Below are 20,402 nucleotides of genomic sequence, written 5' to 3'. Positions count from 1 at the left end.
CCGTGTTCACGCTCGACGAAGACGAGCGGGCCATCCGCGATACCGCCCGGGAATTCGCCGACGAATACCTGGCGCCGCACGCTGTGGAATGGGACCAGAACAAACACTTCCCGGTGGATGTGCTGCGGAAATCGGGTGCGGTCGGGCTCGGCGGCATCTACGTGGGGGAGCAGTTCGGTGGATCCGGGCTGCGCCGGCTGGACGCGGTACGGATCTTCGAACAGCTCGCCACCGGATGCCCCACCGTGGCGGCCTATATCTCGATCCACAATATGGCGGCCTGGATGATCGACGCCTACGGCGACGACAACCAGCGCCGGCGGTGGCTGCCGGGGTTGACGGCGATGGAGCAGCTGGCCAGTTACGCGCTCACCGAACCCGGTGTGGGTTCCGATGCCGCCGCCATCACCACCCGCGCGGTACGCGACGGTGACGATTATGTGGTCAACGGATCCAAGCAGTTCATCTCGGGGGCGGGTAGCAACGATCTGTACGTGATGATGGTCCGCACCCAGGACACCGGGGCACAGGGTATCTCGACGCTGGTCATTCCCGCCGGCACTCCCGGTCTCGAGGTCGGGCCCAACGAGAAGAAGATGGGCTGGAACGCCCAGCCCACCCGGCAGGTGATCCTCACCGACGCGCGGGTGCCGGTGGCCAACCGGCTCGGCGCCGAGGGCGACGGCTTCCGGATCGCTATGAACGGGCTCAACGGCGGGCGGCTCAATATCGCCGCGTGCTCGGTGGGCGGGGCGCAGGCCGCGCTCGAGAAAACCGTTCCCTACCTGGCCCAGCGCACGGCGTTCGGCGCTCCGCTGCTGGACAATCAGGCACTGCAATTCGAGCTGGCCGATATGCGGACCGAACTCGAAGCCGCCCGGACCCTGCTGTGGCGGGCCGCGGCGGCGCTGGACGCGGATGCCCCGGACAAGGTCGAACTCTGCGCCATGGCCAAACGGTTCGCCACCGACGCCGGTTTCGAGGTCGCCAACGCCGCGCTGCAACTGCACGGCGGATACGGTTACCTGGCCGAATACGGCCTGGAGAAGATCGTCCGCGACCTGCGGGTGCACCAGATCCTGGAGGGCACCAACGAGATCATGCGGATGGTCATCGCCCGGTCGATGACAGCGTCCGCGGCGGGTGTGTCGTGATCGGCGGCCGCCCGGCGGCGAGCGCGAAAGGAAATGAATGAGCGACGAACCCGAAGTTCTGGTCGAACAGCGCGGCGACCTGGGCCTGATCACCCTGAACCGGCCCAGGGCCATCAATGCCCTCAACCACGCGATGACGCTCACCATCACCGAGCGGTTGCGTGCCTGGGCCACCGACGATTCGGTGCGCACGGTGGCCATCACCGGCGCCGGTGAGCGGGGCCTGTGCGCGGGCGGCGATATCGTCGCCATCCACCACGACGCCAAGGAACAGCAGGCGGCGGGGCATGTGGGGGCGGCGGCGGATTCGGCGACCGGGAAGTTCTGGCGCGACGAGTACATTCTCAACGCGCTCATCGGCCGCTATCCAAAGCCGTATGTCGCGGTGATGGACGGGATCGTGATGGGCGGCGGGGTCGGCCTGTCCGCCCACGGCAGCCACCGGATCGTCACCGAACGGTCCAAGGTCGGCATGCCGGAGGTCGGTATCGGGTTCATCCCCGATGTCGGCGGCACCTACCTGCTGGCCCTGGCACCGGGTGAACTGGGCACGCATATCGCGCTCACCACCGCACGGCTCGGGGCCGGCGATGCCGTCGCCACCGGTTTCGCGGACTACTACGTACCCGCCGACCAGATCCCGGCGCTGCTGACCACCCTGGAGTCCGAGGCCGCGGATATCGCCATCGCGAAATTCACCGCCGCGGCCCCGGAGTCGGCGCTGGTCGCGCAACGCGACTGGATCGATGCGTGCTACAGCGCCGATACCGTCGCCGAGATCGTGGCCCGCCTGCAGGCCCACGACTCTCCGGAGGCGAACAAGGCCGCCGCCGACGTGCTGGGCAAATCGCCGGTCGCGCTGCAGGTGACCCTGCGGTCGCTGCGTTCGGCGAAGGGCACCGGCAGCCTGGAAGCGGTGCTGAACGAGGAGTACCGGGTGTCGATCGCCTCGCTGGCCTCGCACGACCTGGTCGAGGGCATCCGCGCCCAGGTGATCGACAAGGACCGCAACCCGCAGTGGTCGCCCGCCACTCTGTCCGATGTGACCACCGCGCAGGTCGACGAATATTTCGCCGAGCTCGGTGCGCGGGAACTGGGTTTGACGATTCCGGAGGATAAGCAATGAGCAAGACGATCGGCTTCCTCGGCCTCGGCCATATGGGCGGCCCCATGGCGGCCAACCTGGTCAAGGCCGGGTACGACGTCCACGCGTTCGACCCCTCGCCCGCGGCGCAGGAGCAGGCCCGCGCCGACGGGGTCGCGCTGGTGGACACCGGCGTCGCCGCGGCCACCGGTCGTGACATCGTGATCACCATGCTCACCAACGGCAAGCTGGTGCGCACCGTGTACGACGAACTGCTGCCGGCCGCCAACCCGGGCACGCTGTTCATCGATTGTTCGACCATTGATGTGGCCGACGCCCGCGCTGCGGCCGAAGCCGCGGCGGCGGCCGGGCACCGGGCCCTGGACGCGCCGGTCTCCGGTGGGGTTTCCGGTGCGGCCGCCGGAACGCTGACCTTCATGGTGGGCGGTGCGGATGCCGATTTCGCCGAGGCGCTGCCGGTGCTCGAGGTGATGGGCGCCAAGGTGGTGCACACCGGTGCCGCCGGGAACGGGCAGGCCGCCAAGATCTGCAACAACATGATCCTCGGCATCTCCATGATCGGCCTGTCGGAAGCGCTGGTGCTGGGTGAGAAGCTGGGCCTGAGTCATCAGGCGTTCTTCGATGTCGTCTCCACGGCCTCGGGGCAGAGCTGGTCGCTCACCACCTACTGCCCGGTCCCGGGCCCGGTGCCGACCAGCCCGGCGAACAACGACTACAAGCCGGGGTTCGCCACGGCGCTGATGAACAAGGACCTGGGCCTGGCGGTGGAGGCGTTGCGCGCCAACGGTGTCGAGGGCCGGATCGGGCAGCTCGCGGCGGAGATCTACCGCGAATTCAACGAGGGTTCCGGCGACCGGGACTTCTCGGCCATCATCACCGAGGTGCGCAAACGCAGTGGCGGGACCGGTCCGGCCGAATAGCCGGTCCGGGAGAGCACAGCGTTGCACCGTGGGCGGTAGCGGAGTCGAGGGGCCGGCCCGGTGGGCGAAACGGTGGGGGGACCTGTGGTGTGACGGCACGGCAGGTCCCTTTTCGGCGCGCCGGGGATCGGCGGTGCCGCGGCGAAGCGGGATACGACCGGAGGTCGATTCGCCGGAATATCGCGCCGAGTTCAAGGCCGCGCTACTGCCAGTTCAGCCGAATACGCTGAGATAGCACTGGTATCGGCCGTCAGGGAGGTAGCGGTGAGCCAGCAAGGTCGGACTGTTGTGGCTTCGCCGGTATGACGCTCTACCTACCCGAGGAATTGCGCTGGCTCGGCTGGATCGCCGGGGCCCCGTGGCCGGATGGGGACGAAGACAAGGCCTGGGAGGTGGCCCGGGCCTGGGAGGAGGCGAGTAAGGAGCTCACCGCTCTGCTCGCCAAGATCGACGAGGCGCGTCAGGCGACCATGGCCGCGTATCCGGCGGGCGCGGCGCGTGCGGAGATGGGTGGGCGGTTCGACGAGCTGCGCACCGGCGAACACTCCGTGGAGCAGATCGCCGAATACATGATGACGCAATATGATTCGGCGTTCGATATGGGCACCGAGTTGCAGGCGACCAAACTCACCATCATCCTGACGCTGTGCTGGCTGGCGATCGAGATCGCCTGGGCCTGGCTGTTCCCTCCGACCGCGCCCGCCGTGGAAGCGGCCGCGATCGTCTCGACGCGCTCGGCTCTCAAGTTCATACAGGATTTCGTGCAGAAGACGATCACGAATATCGCGGCGCGAATGGGGGCGCCGAACTTGAAGCACAGTCCCTTCTGGAAAAACCTCGTCGGGGCCGGACGCACTGCCCACTGGCCGACCGCGAAAGGCTGGGGTGTCTACATCTCCCGCGCCATCGAGGGCGCGGTGGTGCCGATGGCGATCAACGGCAGTGTGCAGGCCGGCCAGATCGGTCAGGGCAAACGGCACGAGTTCAACGGCAAGGAGTTCGGCCTGAGTGCGCTGGGCGGTGCCGCCGGCGCGGTCCCCGCTCGCGAATTCGGGAAGTATCTCGGCGAATTCATCGACAAGGGGCTCGGCAAACTTCCCAGCAATGTGGTCTACAACCCCGCCATGGGCGCGTTCCGCGGGATGTTCATCGGCGCCACCTCCGACGCCTTCGGTGCCATCTTCGGCAATCTCGCCACCGCGCTCGCCTCCGGCGCGGATTTCTCCGCCTTCGGCAACGCCGCCGGCTGGGTCGGCAATATCGCTCAGGGCGGTATCGTCGGCGGAGTGCGCGGCGGGGCGGCGTTCAACAGTTACATTCCGAAGGGTGAACACGGGTTCAGCAACCTGGCCGGACTCCGGAACGACCACTGGCGAAGTTTCGCCTGGCGGCTGCCGAAGTACGAAGGGCCCGGGCTGTTCGCCCCCGCATCGGCTCCCGCACCGGAGAGCTCGGCCGACAGTTCGAGCGACAGTTCCAGCAACACGACCAACGATTCCTCGACCGATATCGCGAGACCGCCCGGTATCGGGCCGGATGATATCGCGCTGCAGAACCTGAACTCGACTGCCGCAACGAACCCGCCCGGTGCACACACTTTTGGTTCGGAAGGCAACAGTCAGGGGCAGGCCGGCCTGGGTGGCCAGTGGTCCGGCGGCGACGGTCATTACGGGGGACACCTGCAGCCGAATCAATCGCCGGGGCAGTTCGGAAATTACGGACCCGCGGCTCACGGTGGTCCTTCCGGCTCCCAGACTTTCGGTGGGTTCAGCGGGGAGGGCGGCAGCCAAAGCAATTACGGTGGCCAGTACGGAGAGGGAGGTGGCGGCCGGTTCGGTGATGACGGTAATGGTGGGTTCATCGGTGGCCGGTTCGGTGATGAGGGTAATGGCGGCTACTACGGTGGCCGGGACGACGACAGCACCTATGGTGGCCGGGACAACGCGCAAGGTTTTGTCGCCGGTGGACACTATGGCGACTCGGGTGCGCCGTGGACATCGGTCGGCAACGGCGGGGCCATGCCGCAGCACGCCTGGTTCGGCGGTTCGGACGACGGTATCTCCATCCACAATGTGAGCGGTGACGTTGTCATGTCGGGTGGTGCCGCCCCTCCCGGCACTGTATCCGGTGGGCAGTTCGGATCGGATCCCCCGACCCTGGGCGGCGGCTACCACGGACAGCCGGGACCGTCGGCGGGCCAGCCGGGACCGGTGAACTCCGCCGCGCAAACGTCGTCCGCGCAGCAGCAGTTCTCGTCGCAGAGCCAGCAGTCGCAGAATCAGCCGGCGGGTCCCGCGTCCCGTCAGTCGGCGCCGCAGCCGGGGCTGCACGACAATTCGTCGGTCACCTCGATCGACTCCTCGGCGATGACCGATCCCGATGCCTCGCCGGTGCCACCCGGCGGCAGGAGCGATACCTTCGGCGGCCCGCTGGACAACACGGTTCGGCCCCTGCGCACGGATTGGTTCGGCTCCGACTCCGACTCCACCTCGGTAACCAGTATCGAAACCGGATCGGATATGCGGTCCGACGCTGCTTCGCTGTCGGACTTCCCGCTTCCACCATCCGGTATGTACGGCGCCACGACGACTCCGGGTATTCCCGGGAGCGGCGACCGGGTGGCGGGCCCGTTGTACCCCGCGCCGGGAACGAACCACGCCGGCCCGTCCGCGCCGGGGGCGCCGCAACCCGGCCCGGATACGCCGTCGGCGCAGCGCCCGCTGAACTTCTCGCGTCCACTACCCGGTCAGAATGGACCGGCCGCGCAGCCGTTCAACTTCTCGCGTCCGTTCGGCGGCCAGAACCCGCCGGCTCCCCATCCCCTGCAGCAGAACTCGCAGCAGCGACAGGACGACAGCGACGCCGAGACCATTTTCGAGACCTCCTCGGACGGCACGATATCGGAAGCAGGATTCCCGGTAGGCGCACTGGGACAGCCGGTTCCGGCGCCGGGACCGTGGCAGCGGCCGCAGTTCTCTCAGTCGGAGACCTCGTTCGAAATGTCCTCGGACAGTGCGTCGGTCTACAGTTCGGATTCCGCGGCGCAGGGTGGGGGTCCGCCGATCCAGTCGTTCTGGTCGGCCACTTCGTCGGACAACGGCGACCCGCCGTTCCAGTCGGCCTGGTCGGCCAACACCTCGCAATTGTCGTTCGGGTCGGAGCTTGCGGATCGGCTCGGAGTGCCACCCGGCTCCCGCGAAGCCTACGAGCTCTTCCGCGACAGGCACGCCGAGTCGAGGACCGAGCACGGTCATCACGGTATCGCTCATACGCTGGGCGAAGGCAAGGATGTGCGCGGTAAACCGCGACCACAGCGCTGGCCGATGCGGGTGCCGTACCCGATCACCGAATTCCGCGGTCCCGAGGTGGCGACCGACGGATGGTTGCCCGAGGGCGCGATTCCGGCAGGGGCGGGTGATACGGCCGACCCGGACGGAGCGGGTGACGCGCCGGAGCCGATCGTGAGCCCGGAGGCGGTGGTCGATCCATCGGCGAACATCGGGCCACGGGCAGAGGTCCAGGCGGGCGCCACGGTGGGCAAGAACGCCGAGATCGGCGAGGGCGCCGTCATCCACGGGGGCGCGGCGGTGCAGGAGGGGGCCGTGGTGGGCAAGGGCGCGCAGCTCCACGCGGGCGTCATCGTGCACCCGGGAGCCGTGGTGGGCGCGGGGGCCATCGTGAACGAAGGGGCGGTGATCCTGCCCGGCGCGGTGGTGCCCGACGGCGCGACGGTGGCAGCGGGCGAGGTGGTCGGCGGAAACCCGGGGACACAGTCCTCGGAAGTAGATGTGCCGTTCAGGTTGTAACGATCCGGCGGCACCCGGATGAGAGGTGAGGACGATGGTGGATCGCGTAGAGGTGGATCCGGACCGGTTGGCGATCGCAGCGGGAATATCGCAGGAGCTCGGCGATTCGATACTGGGTGTCGGTAGCCGGTTGCGGGAGCGGCTCGGCGGACTCGAGGACGAGCAGAACAGACAGCCGTGGGGTAACGATAGTTTCGGCGAGAAGTTCATCAACGGCAACAACAACGACGGTTACGGCACCTCCAAGCCGAACCTGCTCGACGGCGTCGACGGGATCGGCGGCACCTTTGTTGCCATCGCCACCGGTCAAACCGATGCTGTCAACGAGCTGCGCAGGATGGACGGGCAGGTCTGAGCGGAGGCGGGCGGCCGTGTCCGCAAACCGGGATCTCTCGGCGATCGTGACCGCGATCCGGCAGGAAGGGATTCTCCGGCGTAGGTTCGCTACCGCTCGGGCTCTGCCGAGGCGCCGGTGGCTGCTCGTACCTCAGTTGAAGTAGTAGTTGTAGCTCCCGTAGCGGGGCTTGTTGCTCCCGGCGTCCTCCCACGTGTAGCTGTAGGTTCCGATGTGGTCCAGCCGGAAGCTGGTGTCGACGTACACGCTGAATCCGCAGCGCCGCGCGCGTTCGACGAAGGCGAAGTCCTCGCCGAGATACCAGTGGTTGCCGTCGCCTTCCGGTAGCAGCATCGGTAGGAAATACGGGACAGTGGGTTTGCCGAACCTGAGGTTGCACACGGGGAGCTCCTCGTGTTCGGCGATCTTCTCGTAGACCTCCCGCCTGGTGTGCAGAAAACCTGTCCCGACGTAGCGGACTTCGGTGAGACCGCCGCCTTCGCCGAGGACGAACTTCTCGGTGCCCGGCAAGACATGACAAGCCAGTGCGCGTGAACCTTTCTTGACGCATACCCCACCCACCAGTGGAAGGTCGTGGGCGCGTAATTGGTCCACCGCGTCCGGATCGAATCCGGTATCCGAATCGATCCACATCAACTCGTCGAATCCCTCGGCCAGCGCATCGGTGGCCATCTGACTGCGGGCCTGGTCGATCGCGGCCGAGCCGTGTCTGCGCCACACCGGGTAGCCGCGTCGTTCCAATTGCTTCAACGCCTCATCACAGTCGTGTTCGATGTGGCTGCCGACGGGTACCAGAACAACACAGCGTGAGGGGTCCATTCTGATTTTCCGCCTTCCGAGAGCACCGTGATCGTGTCAACCGTACCGGCTGAGTTACCGGCGGGGCGCGCGTGCGGACGCCTGTAAACACAAGCCACCGATCCCTGATAGACCACCGTTCGTCGAGCGGATTCACGGTGTTCGGTATCCGGATATGCCGCGTTCACCGACCGGATGGGGAACCCGCCCGCAGGATGGCGTAGCGAGGTCGGATTCCACCTGCGACAGCAACTGTCGACCCTGACACAGCTCGCGGTGGGAACCCCACCGCGACCCTGCACCCGGCTGTTCGGGGAATGTTTGCCGTAGAACAGGTCATTTCTGCCCAATTCTCCTGTGCGCCATCGCTGGTTCACCCTCGTCGGCTGTAATTCGCCCGAGCGGTTCTGCGAGGAGGTGGCGGTGATCAGCACAGTGTCTGCCGGCGTTCTGTCTCGATGAGCCTGTATCTGCCGGAGGAATTGCGCTGGCTCGGGTGGATCGCCGGTGCGGAATGGCCGGACGGCGACGAGGACAATGCCTGGGCGGTGTCCGCGGCCTGGAAGGACGCCGCGAACGAACTGCTGGCTCTGCTCGCCGCTGTCGACGAAGTCGAAGAGGCGACCATGGCGGCCTACCCCGAGGGTGCCGCCCGGGTCGAGATGGGCGCCCAGTTCGACCGGTTGCGTACCGGAGACTCCTCACTCGAGGCCCTCGGTAACTACATGCTCGAAACCGCCGATTCGACCTTCGATTTCGGGACCGAACTGCAGTCGCAGAAGCTGACCATCATCATCACGCTGTGCTGGCTGGCCATCGAGATAGCGCTGGCCTGGCTGTTCCCGCCGACCGCGCCCGCGGTGGAGGCCGCGGCGATCGGCACCACCCGCGCGACCCTGCAGGCAGTGGCCACCTCCGTCCAGCGGGCGATCCAGAACCTGGCCGCCAAACTCGGTGCGCCCAATATCCAGCGAAGTTTCTGGAAGAGCCTGCTGGCCGGTAAACCGGTGATGCCGACCGCCAAAGGCTGGGGGTCGGTGGGTAGCGAGGTGATCCAGGGGGCGGCCGAAGAGGCGCTCATCAACGGCGCGATACAGGCCGGGCAACTGGCCGACGGGAAACGCGACGAGTTCAACGGGGAGGAATTCGGCTACAGCGTCGCGGCGGGCGGTGCCGCGGAACCGGTCGGCAGCGGTATCGCCAAGGGACTGAACAAAGGAATCGGCAACGGATTCGGATTCTCCAAGGGTTTCGGCGCCGGCCTCGACAACTGGTGGGGCCGCGTGGGCCGCAACACCGTGGTCGGCGCTGCGGCCGACGGGGGTGCGGGCATCTTCGGCAGCCTGTTCGTCTCCGCGATCTCGGGGCAGAGTGTGGAGGACACGCTCACCGGGATCGGGGTGGCCGGAGGTTTCATCCAGGGCGGGATCGTCGGTGCGGCGGATCCGTCGAGTTTTGGTTTCGGCCCGTCGGGGTTCGCCGGTAGCGGTAGCCCGTTCGGGCGAGGCGGTCCGCGATTCGCCGGCGGCTCGGGGGACGGGTCGGTGCCGGGTGCGCAGAATACCGGGGAGAACGCGGGCATGAGCGAGGACGGTCCGCGTTCCCCGGCCGGATCGGAGACGTACGGGTCCGGGCAGGAGCGGTCGGGGGGGCCGCGCATCGTGCCGACCGGCAGGACATCGTTCACGCCCAGCGGCCTGTACGGCTCGTCCACCGGAACGCAGCATTTCTCCGGCGGGCAGCAGCCGGACGGGTTCGGCGGACAGCATTCCGACCCCACCGATTTCTCCGGAAGCAACCCGTACGAACCGGGGAACGGGAACAACGAGCGTCCCACCGCACCGGAGATCTCGCCCACCGGTGGCCGGTCACCGCAGCAGCCGCCCGCGCCCGCGCCGGTGGACAGCGGTGCGACCGGTGGGGCCGGGTCGGACGGGCGGACCCGGCCGAGCGATCCGGGGGCCGGGGGAGACGACCGAGCCGCGGCGTCGGTCGGCGGCGACGGGCCGACCAACGGTGACCGGGGCGCTGACGGATCCACCGGGAAAAACGGCGGCGCGTCGAGCGGGAACGACAGCGGAGAATCGGCATCGGGTGAACGCGGGCATACCGGCGACGAGGGCGGTCACCGGTCGCCGGAGTCGGCGCCGGACCCGCTCGGCGGTAAGGGCAGCGACCCGGCGACCGCGTCCGGCGAGAACACCGCGAACCACGGGGATCGGCACGGTGACGCTTCCTGGATCTCCGGTAGCGAGAAGCCGGGTGAGCCGGGACAGCGGCCGGATCAGCCCGGTTCGCGGGCCGGGGAGTCGGCGGCGGGGCAGCGACCCGGCGATCGCGGAGAGACCGGTGGCCGGTTCGGCCAGGAGCCGATCGTGGGAGGTCAGCAGTCGTCCGTACCGCCGGCGGCGCCGGTGACCGGCCCGGTCCAGCCCGCTGCGGCGCCGCAGTCCACGGTGCCGGGCCAGTCGGCCGGGCCCACCCAGCCCGCGCCATCGACCCAGCCGGGCCGGACGGAAGCACCGGCCGGACAGTCGAGTTCCGCCGGGAACAGACCGGGGACTTCCTCGTCGGCGGCGCCCACCGGCACGCCGGCGGGGCTTGCCGCCGGCGATTCGGCACCCGCGTCGACTACGTCTGCCGCCGGAGCGGATTCGACACCGGCGGCCGGGCCGATTTCCGGTCGCGACGGGCTGCCCACCGGAACCGATCCCGGGCCGGCCCCGGGATCGGACGAGGACGCCTGGGCGAACCTGGCGGATATCCAGCACTCCGACGACGCGGATTCGCGTTGGACTCGAACCGAATTCCAGACCTCGGTAATCGACGGTGAGGACACGGTCCCGCTCATCGAACCCGGAATGCCCTCGCCGGCGCGGGTTCCGGGGAGCCTGCTCCCGCAGTCCCCCGCTTCCGCGTCGCCGACCCCGGCCCAGCCGCCACTCAATCCTGCGCAACCGGCCCAGCAGCCCGGTTCGCCCACCCAGAATTCACCACCCTCGAACCAGGGCGGGCAGCAGTCGACCGCGGACAGCGATGCCGGGCGGCCCAAGCGGTCGCATGCCGAGACGGAATCCGAGGCGGAACCGCCGCCGAAGAAACCGCGTACCGAGCACGCGGTGCCGGATCCGGAGCAGCACGCGGTGCCGGACCCGGAGCAGCCCGCGGTGCCGCCGCCCGCCGCGTCCGAGTCCCAGCAGACCCCACCCGTGGCGCCGGTCCCGCTGACCGTGGGGCCACAGACCGCGCCGCCGCCTCCGCGGTCCCGCCGGCCGTCGCCCGCGCAGACGCACCGGGGGCCGGTGACTGCGCAGGTTCCGTTGCCGCAGCAGGGACCCTCGATTCCGAATCGAGTTCTGCCGCAGGTGGGCCCGGTGCAACCGTCTTCCACCGCGGCGCCGGCGGCCGGGCCGCCACCGCCCGGCCGGCGGCGACCACCGCCACCGATGCTGCTGACCAACCCGTCGAATACCCGCGTGTACGGGCCGGGTCTGCTCGCTCCCCTCGAGGACCCGCAGTCACAGCGAAACCTCGAGGACGTGCTCCGCGATGAGGACGGCAACTTCATCCGATTCGCCGATCCCCGGACCCACCCCGCCGGGGGCACGCCCTACGGCCGGCTGATCAATCCCGGGGGCCCGGCGACCCTGGGCCGCGGCAACAACTGCCCCGACTGCGCGATGTCGGCCCTGGCGACCTTCTTAGGCCGGCCGGAGGTCGCCGTACCGCGCTATCCGGACATGGTGGACGGTGTCGTCGACACCCTGCGGCAGGAACCGAAGGCGCTGCAGCGGGTGTTCCATATGCTGCGGACCTACCCGGACAGCTATCGGGACGGCCGCCGGACCATTCCGGAGCAGTTCGCCGCCATCCACGACTGGATGACCCACCTCGGCGAAGGATCTGCGGCCTTCGTCAACAGCGAATGGCACCGAATCGATCCCGCGACCGGTGCGTCACCGGTCGCGGGCGGCAGGCCCGGGACCTCTTACGCCCACGCCACGGTGATCGTTTATCCCAAGGGCGCGGCGGGCCCGGTCTGGTGGGACCCACAGACCGGCGCGATATCGGACGGGCCGCCGCAGCATATGGTCCGGAACACGGCCAAAATCGATTTCATCCCGATTCCGCCGGGCCGGAGCATGGTCGCCGACCCACCCGCCGCGCAACCACCCGCCCCGGCGGTGCATCGCCCGCCGCCGGGCCCGGTGTCCCCGCCGGTCCGCACCGTTCCCGAGCCACCGATGCGGCTGCCCGATCCCGCGGCGACCCGGACGTTCGGCCCGGGCCGTCTCGATCCGGTCGAACATCCCGGCCTGCAGAAGGTGCTCGCCGACGTACTCCGCGCCGGTTCCGGCAATTTCGTTGTCGGCGCCGACCCACGGACCTATCCCACATCGGAGAATCCGTACGGCAGGATGATCAACGCCGGCGGCCCCGCCCTGCCGGGCCGCACCACGAACCGCTTCGATGCCGCGATCTCGGCCCTTTCGTCCTTCCTGGGGAGCCCGCAGGTCGCCGCGCCCCGCCATGCCGACGGCGGGCCCGGCCTCTATGTACAGACCGACGAGCCCCAGGGATATCTGCGGGCGGCCCAGTGGCTGGGCACCGGGCCCAACCATTTCGATCCCGCCCTGCCCGTACCGCAACAGTTCACGCACTTGCACAATTGGGTGCACCACCTGGGTCCCGGGGCCGCCGCACTGGCCTTCCGGGTCGTCCCCGAGATCGATCCCCGGACCGGGACGATCGCGCGCGATCCACAGCACCGTCCGGTGACCGGCATGCAACCCCTCGTGGTCGTCTATCCACCCAGCGCCGACGGACCGGTGTGGTGGGACCCGGTGACCGGCGAGACCTGGGACCGTCCACCGGCGAGCGCGGTGGCGACAACCGCACGGTTGGGCTTCCTCTCGATTCCTCCGGGCCGGACCGTCGATCCGCCCGCGGTGCCGCACGCGCCATCGCCGGGTGGTTCCGCGGCCGGCGAAGCGCCGCACAGCCCGGCGGGAGCCGGCGATCGGCGAGGTGACCCGACAGCGGACGGGTCGTTCGAACCGCTACGCGACCCTATCGGAAACCCGGAGCAGGACACCGCATTCACGTCCCTGCCGGAAGTTGTGGCATCGGAGCGGCCGGGGTTCACCCAAGAGCCGGTGGAGTTCGCGCCGGTGCCCGAGGTGGTGATCTCGGACGCGCGCGATCGGTCGGAGTCGCCGGAGCCGGTGGAGCTCGACGCTGTTCCTGAGACCGTGATGCCGCACGCGTCGGTCGAGTCCGAGACACCGGTGCAGCCGGACGAATACACACCGCTCCCGGAAGCCGTGATGACACCGGCGCCCGCGGCGCGGGAGATCCCCCCGGCGCGGCGACCCGAACCGGGGGTCGCGGAACTACCGGCGACCGATCCCGCTGCGCAACAGCCGCCCCCGTCCCCGGAGTTCGACGAGGGGTACATCGGTGTGGACGGGTACCGGCAGTTCACCGATGACGAGTCGGGCAACCGGTACGGCGAGAACCGGCTCGGGGTATTCCACGATCTGCCCGCCGAACAACAGAATGCCACCCGCAAATACGTCGCCGAATCGTTCACCGTCAACAATGTGCTGCGCGACGGCAACCCGGACCGAGCGGAATTCTTCACGCGGGTCCGTGACTCCCTGCCGACCCTCATCACGCTCTACGACCTCAACGGCGGCGATGCGCCCACCCGCGCCGACCTGGAACGCATCGCGCAGAACCCGGATCTGTCCCCCGAGCAGCGGGCGGTGGTCGACCAGGTGCTCGGCCGGCCGGATGTAGAGGCGCACCTGGAACAACTCGACGCCGACCAGGACACACTGTCCCGACTGACCGCCTATCTGGGAACCGCGCCCACCCAGGCCGCGTTCGACCGGCGGATCACCGATCTCGATGCGGCGGTGGACCGGCCGATACCCGGCGGTCCGCTCCGGGCGGTGCGCGGGATGAACGATATCTCGTTCCTCACCGCGAGCGACGGCGCGCCGCTGGGCGGGCGCGACCCCCGGCTGCTGGTCGGAACCACTCAGCAGGAACCGGCCTACCTGTCGACCTCGCTCGGGAAGGTACCGGCCTTCCCCGGCACGGTCCGGATCGAACTGGACCTGCCGGCGGGCACTCGTGGGCTGTGGCTGGGCCGGAACGGCCGCTACGCCTACGAACGGGAACTACTGCTGGCCCGGGGCACCGTTTATCAGATCACCGAGGTGGTGCCGAACCCCACCGGCGACTACGGCAATATTCGCCCCGAGTACCTCATCCGGGCAGTAGTGCTTCCCCCGGCGGCCGCGCCCGGCCCGGCATCCGGCGCGACAGAGCAGGATGCCCGGTCTGCTCCGGTTCCGAAGACGATCTCCGACGGGCCGCAGGAGGGTGGGTACGTCGGGCTGATCCCGGTGTCGTCCGATGTGGTGATGGTGGAGGGCTCGGACGGGTTGATTCCGGTTGCGCTGGAGGCCCCACCGGAGCGGAGTCGGGACGGGCCGGGTTCGCCGGTGCCCGATGTCGCGGCGGCCGGGGTGGAATCGGCTGGGTTGATCCCGGTGATGTCGTCCGATGTCCTGATGGAACGGGACTCGGACGGATTGATCACGGTCGCGCCGGAGGCTCCGGGGCGACGGGTGCCGAGCGGTGCGAGCCCGTTGCGGCCGCGGGGAACAGCGACGGAATCCGACGGGTCGGGGCACCGGCAGCCCGAAGTCGTCGAACGGCACGAACTGCCGGGCGAGGATCAGGGAGGCACTCGGTCCGGGGGGGAATTCCGGTACGAGTTGCCCGGGGACGACCAGCGCCACGAACTGCCCGGCAGTGGGCAGCGGCACGTACCGGCCAGGGGCGAGCAGCGGCACGAGTTGCCGGGGAGCGAGCAGATTTCGCCGGCGATGGACTCCGACATCGAGTTGCCGGACAGGGGACCGGAAGATCCACCGGCCGAGAACACCCGGTTGGTCACCGACCCGGCGGCACCGAGTGCGTCCGAGCAGACCGGGCCGCAACCGGTGCCGGCGGCAACCGGGCACGCGGGAGCCGAGCGACCGCTGTCCGAACCCGAACAGGCGGAGCCCGCCGCGAAGAAGCCGAAGTGGGACGGTGCGCAGCAAGTGCCGGTGGGCCCGCGCGTGCCGCACCCGGGACCCGGTCTCGGTAATCGGTCACCGGTACCGCCGCCGCATCCGGGTGCCCAGCAGGACGTCTCGCCGCGGCCGCGTCTGGATCGGCCGTGGCCGCCGCCGCTGTTGGCCGATGCCTCGGATGCCCGGATGTTCGGACCGGGCTGGCTCGCTCCACTGGAGAACCCGGCGCTGCAACAGGATCTCGACGACGCCATGCGCGATTCCGGCGGCAAGGTCGTCAGATACGCGGATCCGCGCAACCACCCGGCCGGCGAGCGGGCGTACGGCGAGATGATCAACCCCGGCGGCACGACCGCGCCCGGCCGGGACAAGAACTGCCTCGACTGCGTGATCTCGGGGTTGCTGACCTTCCTCGGGAAGCCGAAGGTCGCCCTGCCGCGCTACCACCGGATCGTGAACGGCGTGGTCGACACCGTCGGAGGGGACGGTCTCGACCAGTTCCGGCTGCACCGGATGCTCGGCAATCAGCCCAACGATTTCAACGACGGGACGCGCACGATCCCGCAGCAGTTCGCCGCGCTCCAGGATTACGTGACGAATCTGGGCGAGGGATCGGCGGCCTATGTGCAGATTGTCTACCAGGCGCGGGACCCGCTCACCGATAGGCCACTGTCGGTCAACGGGCAACCCGTTCTCGGTTCGCACGCGACCCTGATCGTGTACCCGGCGGGCGCGCCCGGCCCGGTGTGGTGGGATCCGCAGGGCAATATCGCCTCCGAGCGGCCGACGCTGCGGTTGACGCGGAGCACGGTGATGATGCGGTTCATTCCGGTGCCGCCGGGGACCACAGTGCTCGATGATCTCCCCGCGGCGCAGCCGTCCGCCCGGCCGGAGGTGCCGGTGCCGCGGCATCCGGTGCGGGAACCGGTGCTCGCGCCGGTGCCCACCCGCCCGGATCCGCCGCCGCGATTGGCCAATCCTTCGGAGAGCCGGCGTATCGGCAAAGGCGGCCTGCGCGCGGTCGAGCATCCCGGTTTCCAGAAGGCGCTCGAGGACGCCTTGCGAGGTGCCGACGGAAAGTTTGTCGCCGGTGCCGATCCACGCACCTTCCCCCGGCCGGAGTATCCGTACGCGCAGATGATCAACCCTGGGGGTACGGCCCTGCGGGGCCGCGACACCAACCGGTTCGATGCCGCGTTGTCGGCACTGGCGACCTTCTTGGGTAAACCCGAGGTCGCCGTGCCGCGACAGCCCGATCCGGCGATTCCCGGCAACGATCGCGCGGACGAAACCGGTGGTAAGGACCGCGCGGTCCAGTGGTTGCACAGTGACCCGACCGGTTTCGACAGCGCACTGCCGATCCTCCGGCAGTACGAGGCGCTGCAGAACTGGATGACCCATCTCGGGCCGGGCTCGGCGGCACTGGTCCTGCCGGTGAAACCCCGGCCGGATCCGCAGACCGGTGCGCCGCTTCGTGCCCCGGACGGCGGCGTCGTTCTCGGGGACCCGGAGCCCTTGGTGGTCGTCCACCCGCCCATGGCTTCGGGGCCGGTGTGGTGGGATCCGGTGACCGGTGAAACCTGGGACGCGCCGCCGCCGACCCTGGTGGCGAGTACGGCAGAGCTGGCCTTCGTCCCGATACCCGCGGGGCGGACCGTCGGCGATCCCGCCGGAAACCCGGGGACGACGCAGGTCGCCGGTACCGCTGCCGGGGGCCGGGCGGATACGGGGATGAGCCTCGGCGCGCCGGCCGGGAATTCGCCCACCGCGTCCGGTTCCCGGGGCCCGGTGCAGTCCCGGCCCGCTCGGAACGGAACCAGGTCGGGCAATACGCACTCCACCGGGACATCGTTCCGGCTGCGCGAGCGGTTGCGGCAGCTGCTCGGGCCACGGCCGGCACGGCCCGGTCCCGGCCCGAGCGATCCGGTCCCCGCGGCGCCGTCGTACCGCACTCTCCCGCCGCCGGTGCCCGCGCCGGCGGTTCCCACAGCGAACTTGCCCGGGGCGCCGGGTCCGCCGTCTCCCGGCCACCCGCCACCGGCGCCACGGCACGGGCGCCGCCAGCCGCCTGTTCAGGTGCTGGATCCGACGCGGAGCCGGGTTTTCGGCACGGGCCATATGGCTCCGCTGGAGAGCCCGGAGGCGCAGCGCGCCCTGGATCAGGCGATGCGGGACCGCGACGGCAACATCGTCGTCAACGCCGATCCACGCGTCCATCCGGCCGGCGGCCCGCCGTACGGGGAACTGATCAATGCCGGCGGGAAGTCGGTGCCGGGGCGCGATACCAACTGTGTGGATTGCACGCTGGCGGCGCTGTCGACATTCCTGGGACATCCGGTCGTGGCCGCGCCCTCGTATTTCCGAGTGGTCGACGGTGTGGTGAGTTCGACCTACGGCGAGAACGGCGGTCTCGAGCGGGCGGTCCACATGTTCCGCACCGAGTTCGACGATTATGCCCACGACGGCCGGTCGATCCCGGAGCAGCTTGCGGCCATCGGCGCCTGGATAGAACATCTGGGTCCGGGCTCGGCCGCGTTCGTCACCAACGAGTGGTACGCGCGGCATCCGGTGACCGACGCTCCGCTGCACAATGCCGACGGTTCTCCCAAGACCGCCGGCGGGCACGCGATCGCGATCGTCTATCCGCCCGGCGCCGACCGGCCGGTGTGGTGGGACCCGCAGAGCGGTGAAATGTCCTCGGACCCACCGGTCGGTATGGCCACGCGGTCGGCGAGCGTGCAGTTCCTGCCGATTTCGCCCGGCCGCACCGTGGTGACCGAACCAGCGAACGGCAACCCCACCCTGCCGGCGCCGGCAACGGCCGCGCGTCCGTTGCCGGCGACCCGGCCGCGGCGGCGGCGACCGGCCGCGATGCTGCTCGCCGATCCCACCGACGGGCGCCGGTTCGAGCGGTACCACCTCGACCGGCTCGAACATCCGGGACATCAGAAAGCCCTCGAAGACGCCCTCCGCGACAGCCACGGAAACTTCGTGACCGGAGCGGATCCGCGCTCCTATCCCACCCCCGAACTGCCCTACGGCATGCTGGTCAACGCTGGTGGCCCGACGACACCTATGCGCCGATACAACAGGGTCGACGCGGCATTGGCGGGACTGTCGTCCTTCCTCGGCAAGCCGCAGGTGGCGGTGCCGTGTCATCCCGATTCCGGGCTCGGCGTCCATAACCAGGACGACGAGGGCGGCGCCATCCACCGCCTGCAGTATTGGGGCAGAAACAGTCTCGGCCGGTTCGGGTCCGAGGCGGGCCCGGAGTCGGCGCATTTCGGCGCACTGCACGACTGGGTGGATGCCCTCGGGCCCGGTTCCGCGGCGGTGGCCGTGATCGAGCTCGGCACGGTGGATCCGCGTTCCGGGCAACTCGTTTCGTCCTTCGACGACGAGACCGAGATGCTGCTGGTGGTCTATCCGGTCGACGCCGCGGGACCGGTGTGGTGGAACCCGGTGACCGGGCAGACGTGGGACGCCCCGCCGGCACACGCATTCCCCGAAGCCGTGGACTTCCGATTTCTGGAGATACCACCCGGCCGCCGCATCAGTGATACGCCATTCGCGCAGAAGGATATGGGGCCGCTGGTCCGGCCGGAAATCGACCCGCCGCAGCCGCCGCTGCGCTTGGCGGATCCGTCGGCGGACCGTGACCCGTTCTTCGATCCGGTGGACCCGGCGGCCCGGCAAGCGCTCGAAGACGCTCTGCGCGACAGCCGCGGGAACTATGTCACCGCTGCCGATCCGCGTACGTATCCCACGCTCGGCAACCCCTACCGGACCTTGGTCGAGGTGACGGACCCGGCGGCTCCCGCGTTCGGTCTCAACAAATTCGACGCGGCGATGGCAGCGGTATCGTCCTTCCTGGGGACACCGCTGGTGGCCGCGCCGCGGCAGCCGTCCGCGGGGGCCGACGACGAGGACATGGGCGCCGGCGACGGTATCGACCGGCTGCTGGGTTGGACGAAGACCGAGCTGAACGCTTTTCCGGAGAAATCCGTGGCGGCGCAGTTCGCCGCGCTACACGACTGGGTCGCGAGCCTCGGTCCCGGTGCCGCGGTGGTGGCTGTGAGCGTGACCGTCGAGGTGGATCCGAAGACGGGAACCTTCGACCGCGCACTGCCCGAGGACCAGCTGACCATCACCGGTGCCGCGGCTCCGGTGGTCGTCTTTCCCAAGGGCGCGACCCAGCCGGTGTGGTGGGACCCGGTGACAGGCGAAGTATCGGAATCTCCGCCACCGGCCCTGATCCAGCGCACCCTGTACCTGAATTTCGTCGCGATACCACCGGGCCGGACCGTTGCGACAGCCGCGGCGACGCGGACTTCCACGAGGTCCGGACCGGCCCAGGCCGTCGCGGGTGGCCCGAACCTCGACCACACCTCAGAAGGAGTGAGAGATGAATCCACCGTTACAGAGCGAGGATCAAGTACGGAACTACGTCCGGGAAGTTCTGCCGGGGGATCACCGGTACCTGATCGGCCGGATGCCGGTGGGCGCCTGGCTGCTCCAGCCGGAGACGACCGAGGAGGACTGGGAGACCGGCCGGGCCGTCGGGATGTCGTGTCTGGTGGTGCACGCGGAGACCGGCGTGATCCTGCAGTATCCGAGCTGGTCGGGTTCGACGGTGCTGGAGGATTACACGGAGGCGGCGACCACCGGCCGGGAACCGGCGGCACGGCAGATCTATCCGCGCCGGACCAGGGTCGAACTGCTGCGGATCGCCGAGACCGCGGCGCGGATCGAGTACCGGATCAGCGTCCGCTCGGAGGTGAAGCCGGCGGCGGAATTCTCGATGGTGATCGACAAGGCGACACGCCTGCCACAACCGACGAGCACCGACGCGATGGTGGCGGCGTCCTGGGCGGCCTGGCATCAGGAGCAGGTCGGGGCATGGCCGGAGATGGGGACGACGGAGTACTGAAGCCCGGCCCGGGGCGGCGGCTCTACCACGGGCACGGCCGGCCGCAACGCCGACGGCCGGTGGAGTGGTCGCTGCCGACGGATTTCCGGGCCCCCGATGCCGCGGACATGACGTGGTTGCCGCCCGGCGCCACGACTGCCGGCCCGGACCATCATCCGGGCCCGGCGCCGGAGGAGGACAAACCTTTTACTCTCTGACAGCGGCGGATTCGCGGAGTCGACGAGTCGATCGCGGGCACTC

7 protein-coding genes are annotated in these 20,402 nt (G+C 69.3%); 6 read left to right on the top strand and 1 reads right to left on the bottom strand.

Annotation, left to right across the window (positions count from 1 at the left end):
- The first annotated feature begins 2 nt into the window (after positions 1-2).
- The 5 genes from AB0H42_RS21130 (at position 3) to AB0H42_RS21110 (ending at position 7,340) form a co-directional block, all read left to right on the top strand.
- A complete protein-coding gene (locus tag AB0H42_RS21130; RefSeq protein WP_357058186.1) occupies positions 3-1,154 on the top strand; it encodes an acyl-CoA dehydrogenase family protein in 1,152 nt (383 codons plus the stop codon).
- A gap of 37 nt (positions 1,155-1,191) precedes the next feature.
- Positions 1,192-2,280 (top strand): enoyl-CoA hydratase/isomerase family protein, encoded by a 1,089-nt coding sequence (locus AB0H42_RS21125; protein ID WP_357058184.1) that lies wholly within the window; start codon positions 1,192-1,194, stop codon positions 2,278-2,280.
- Entirely contained in the window at positions 2,277-3,179 is a 903-nt protein-coding gene (gene mmsB, locus AB0H42_RS21120; protein WP_357058182.1) for a 3-hydroxyisobutyrate dehydrogenase, read from the top strand. The genes AB0H42_RS21125 and mmsB overlap by 4 nt, the downstream gene beginning before the upstream one ends.
- A gap of 302 nt (positions 3,180-3,481) precedes the next feature.
- The gene (locus AB0H42_RS21115) at positions 3,482-6,985 is read left to right on the top strand and encodes a hypothetical protein (protein WP_357058181.1); all 3,504 of its coding nucleotides are present in this window, start codon (positions 3,482-3,484) and stop codon (positions 6,983-6,985) included.
- Positions 6,986-7,019: 34 nt separating this feature from the next.
- Positions 7,020-7,340, top strand: a complete 321-nt coding sequence (locus AB0H42_RS21110; RefSeq protein WP_357058179.1) for a hypothetical protein — start codon at positions 7,020-7,022, stop codon at positions 7,338-7,340.
- 132 nt (positions 7,341-7,472) lie between these two features.
- Here the strand turns inward: AB0H42_RS21110 and AB0H42_RS21105 are convergent, their stop codons facing one another.
- On the bottom strand, positions 7,473-8,159 hold the full coding sequence (locus AB0H42_RS21105; protein ID WP_357058177.1) for a hypothetical protein: 687 nt from the start codon (positions 8,157-8,159) through the stop codon (positions 7,473-7,475).
- A gap of 437 nt (positions 8,160-8,596) precedes the next feature.
- Here AB0H42_RS21105 and AB0H42_RS21100 point away from each other — a divergent pair, with 437 nt between their 5' ends.
- Entirely contained in the window at positions 8,597-20,359 is an 11,763-nt protein-coding gene (locus AB0H42_RS21100; RefSeq protein ID WP_357058175.1) for a toxin glutamine deamidase domain-containing protein, read from the top strand.
- The last annotated feature ends 43 nt before the right edge of the window (positions 20,360-20,402 follow it).

The sequence above is a fragment of the Nocardia sp. NPDC050799 genome, from assembly GCF_040654015.1.
In the GTDB taxonomy this organism is placed as follows: domain Bacteria; phylum Actinomycetota; class Actinomycetes; order Mycobacteriales; family Mycobacteriaceae; genus Nocardia.
The sequence above is the reverse complement of the archived record's forward strand: the minus strand, read 5'-3'. Positions and strand labels throughout refer to the sequence as shown.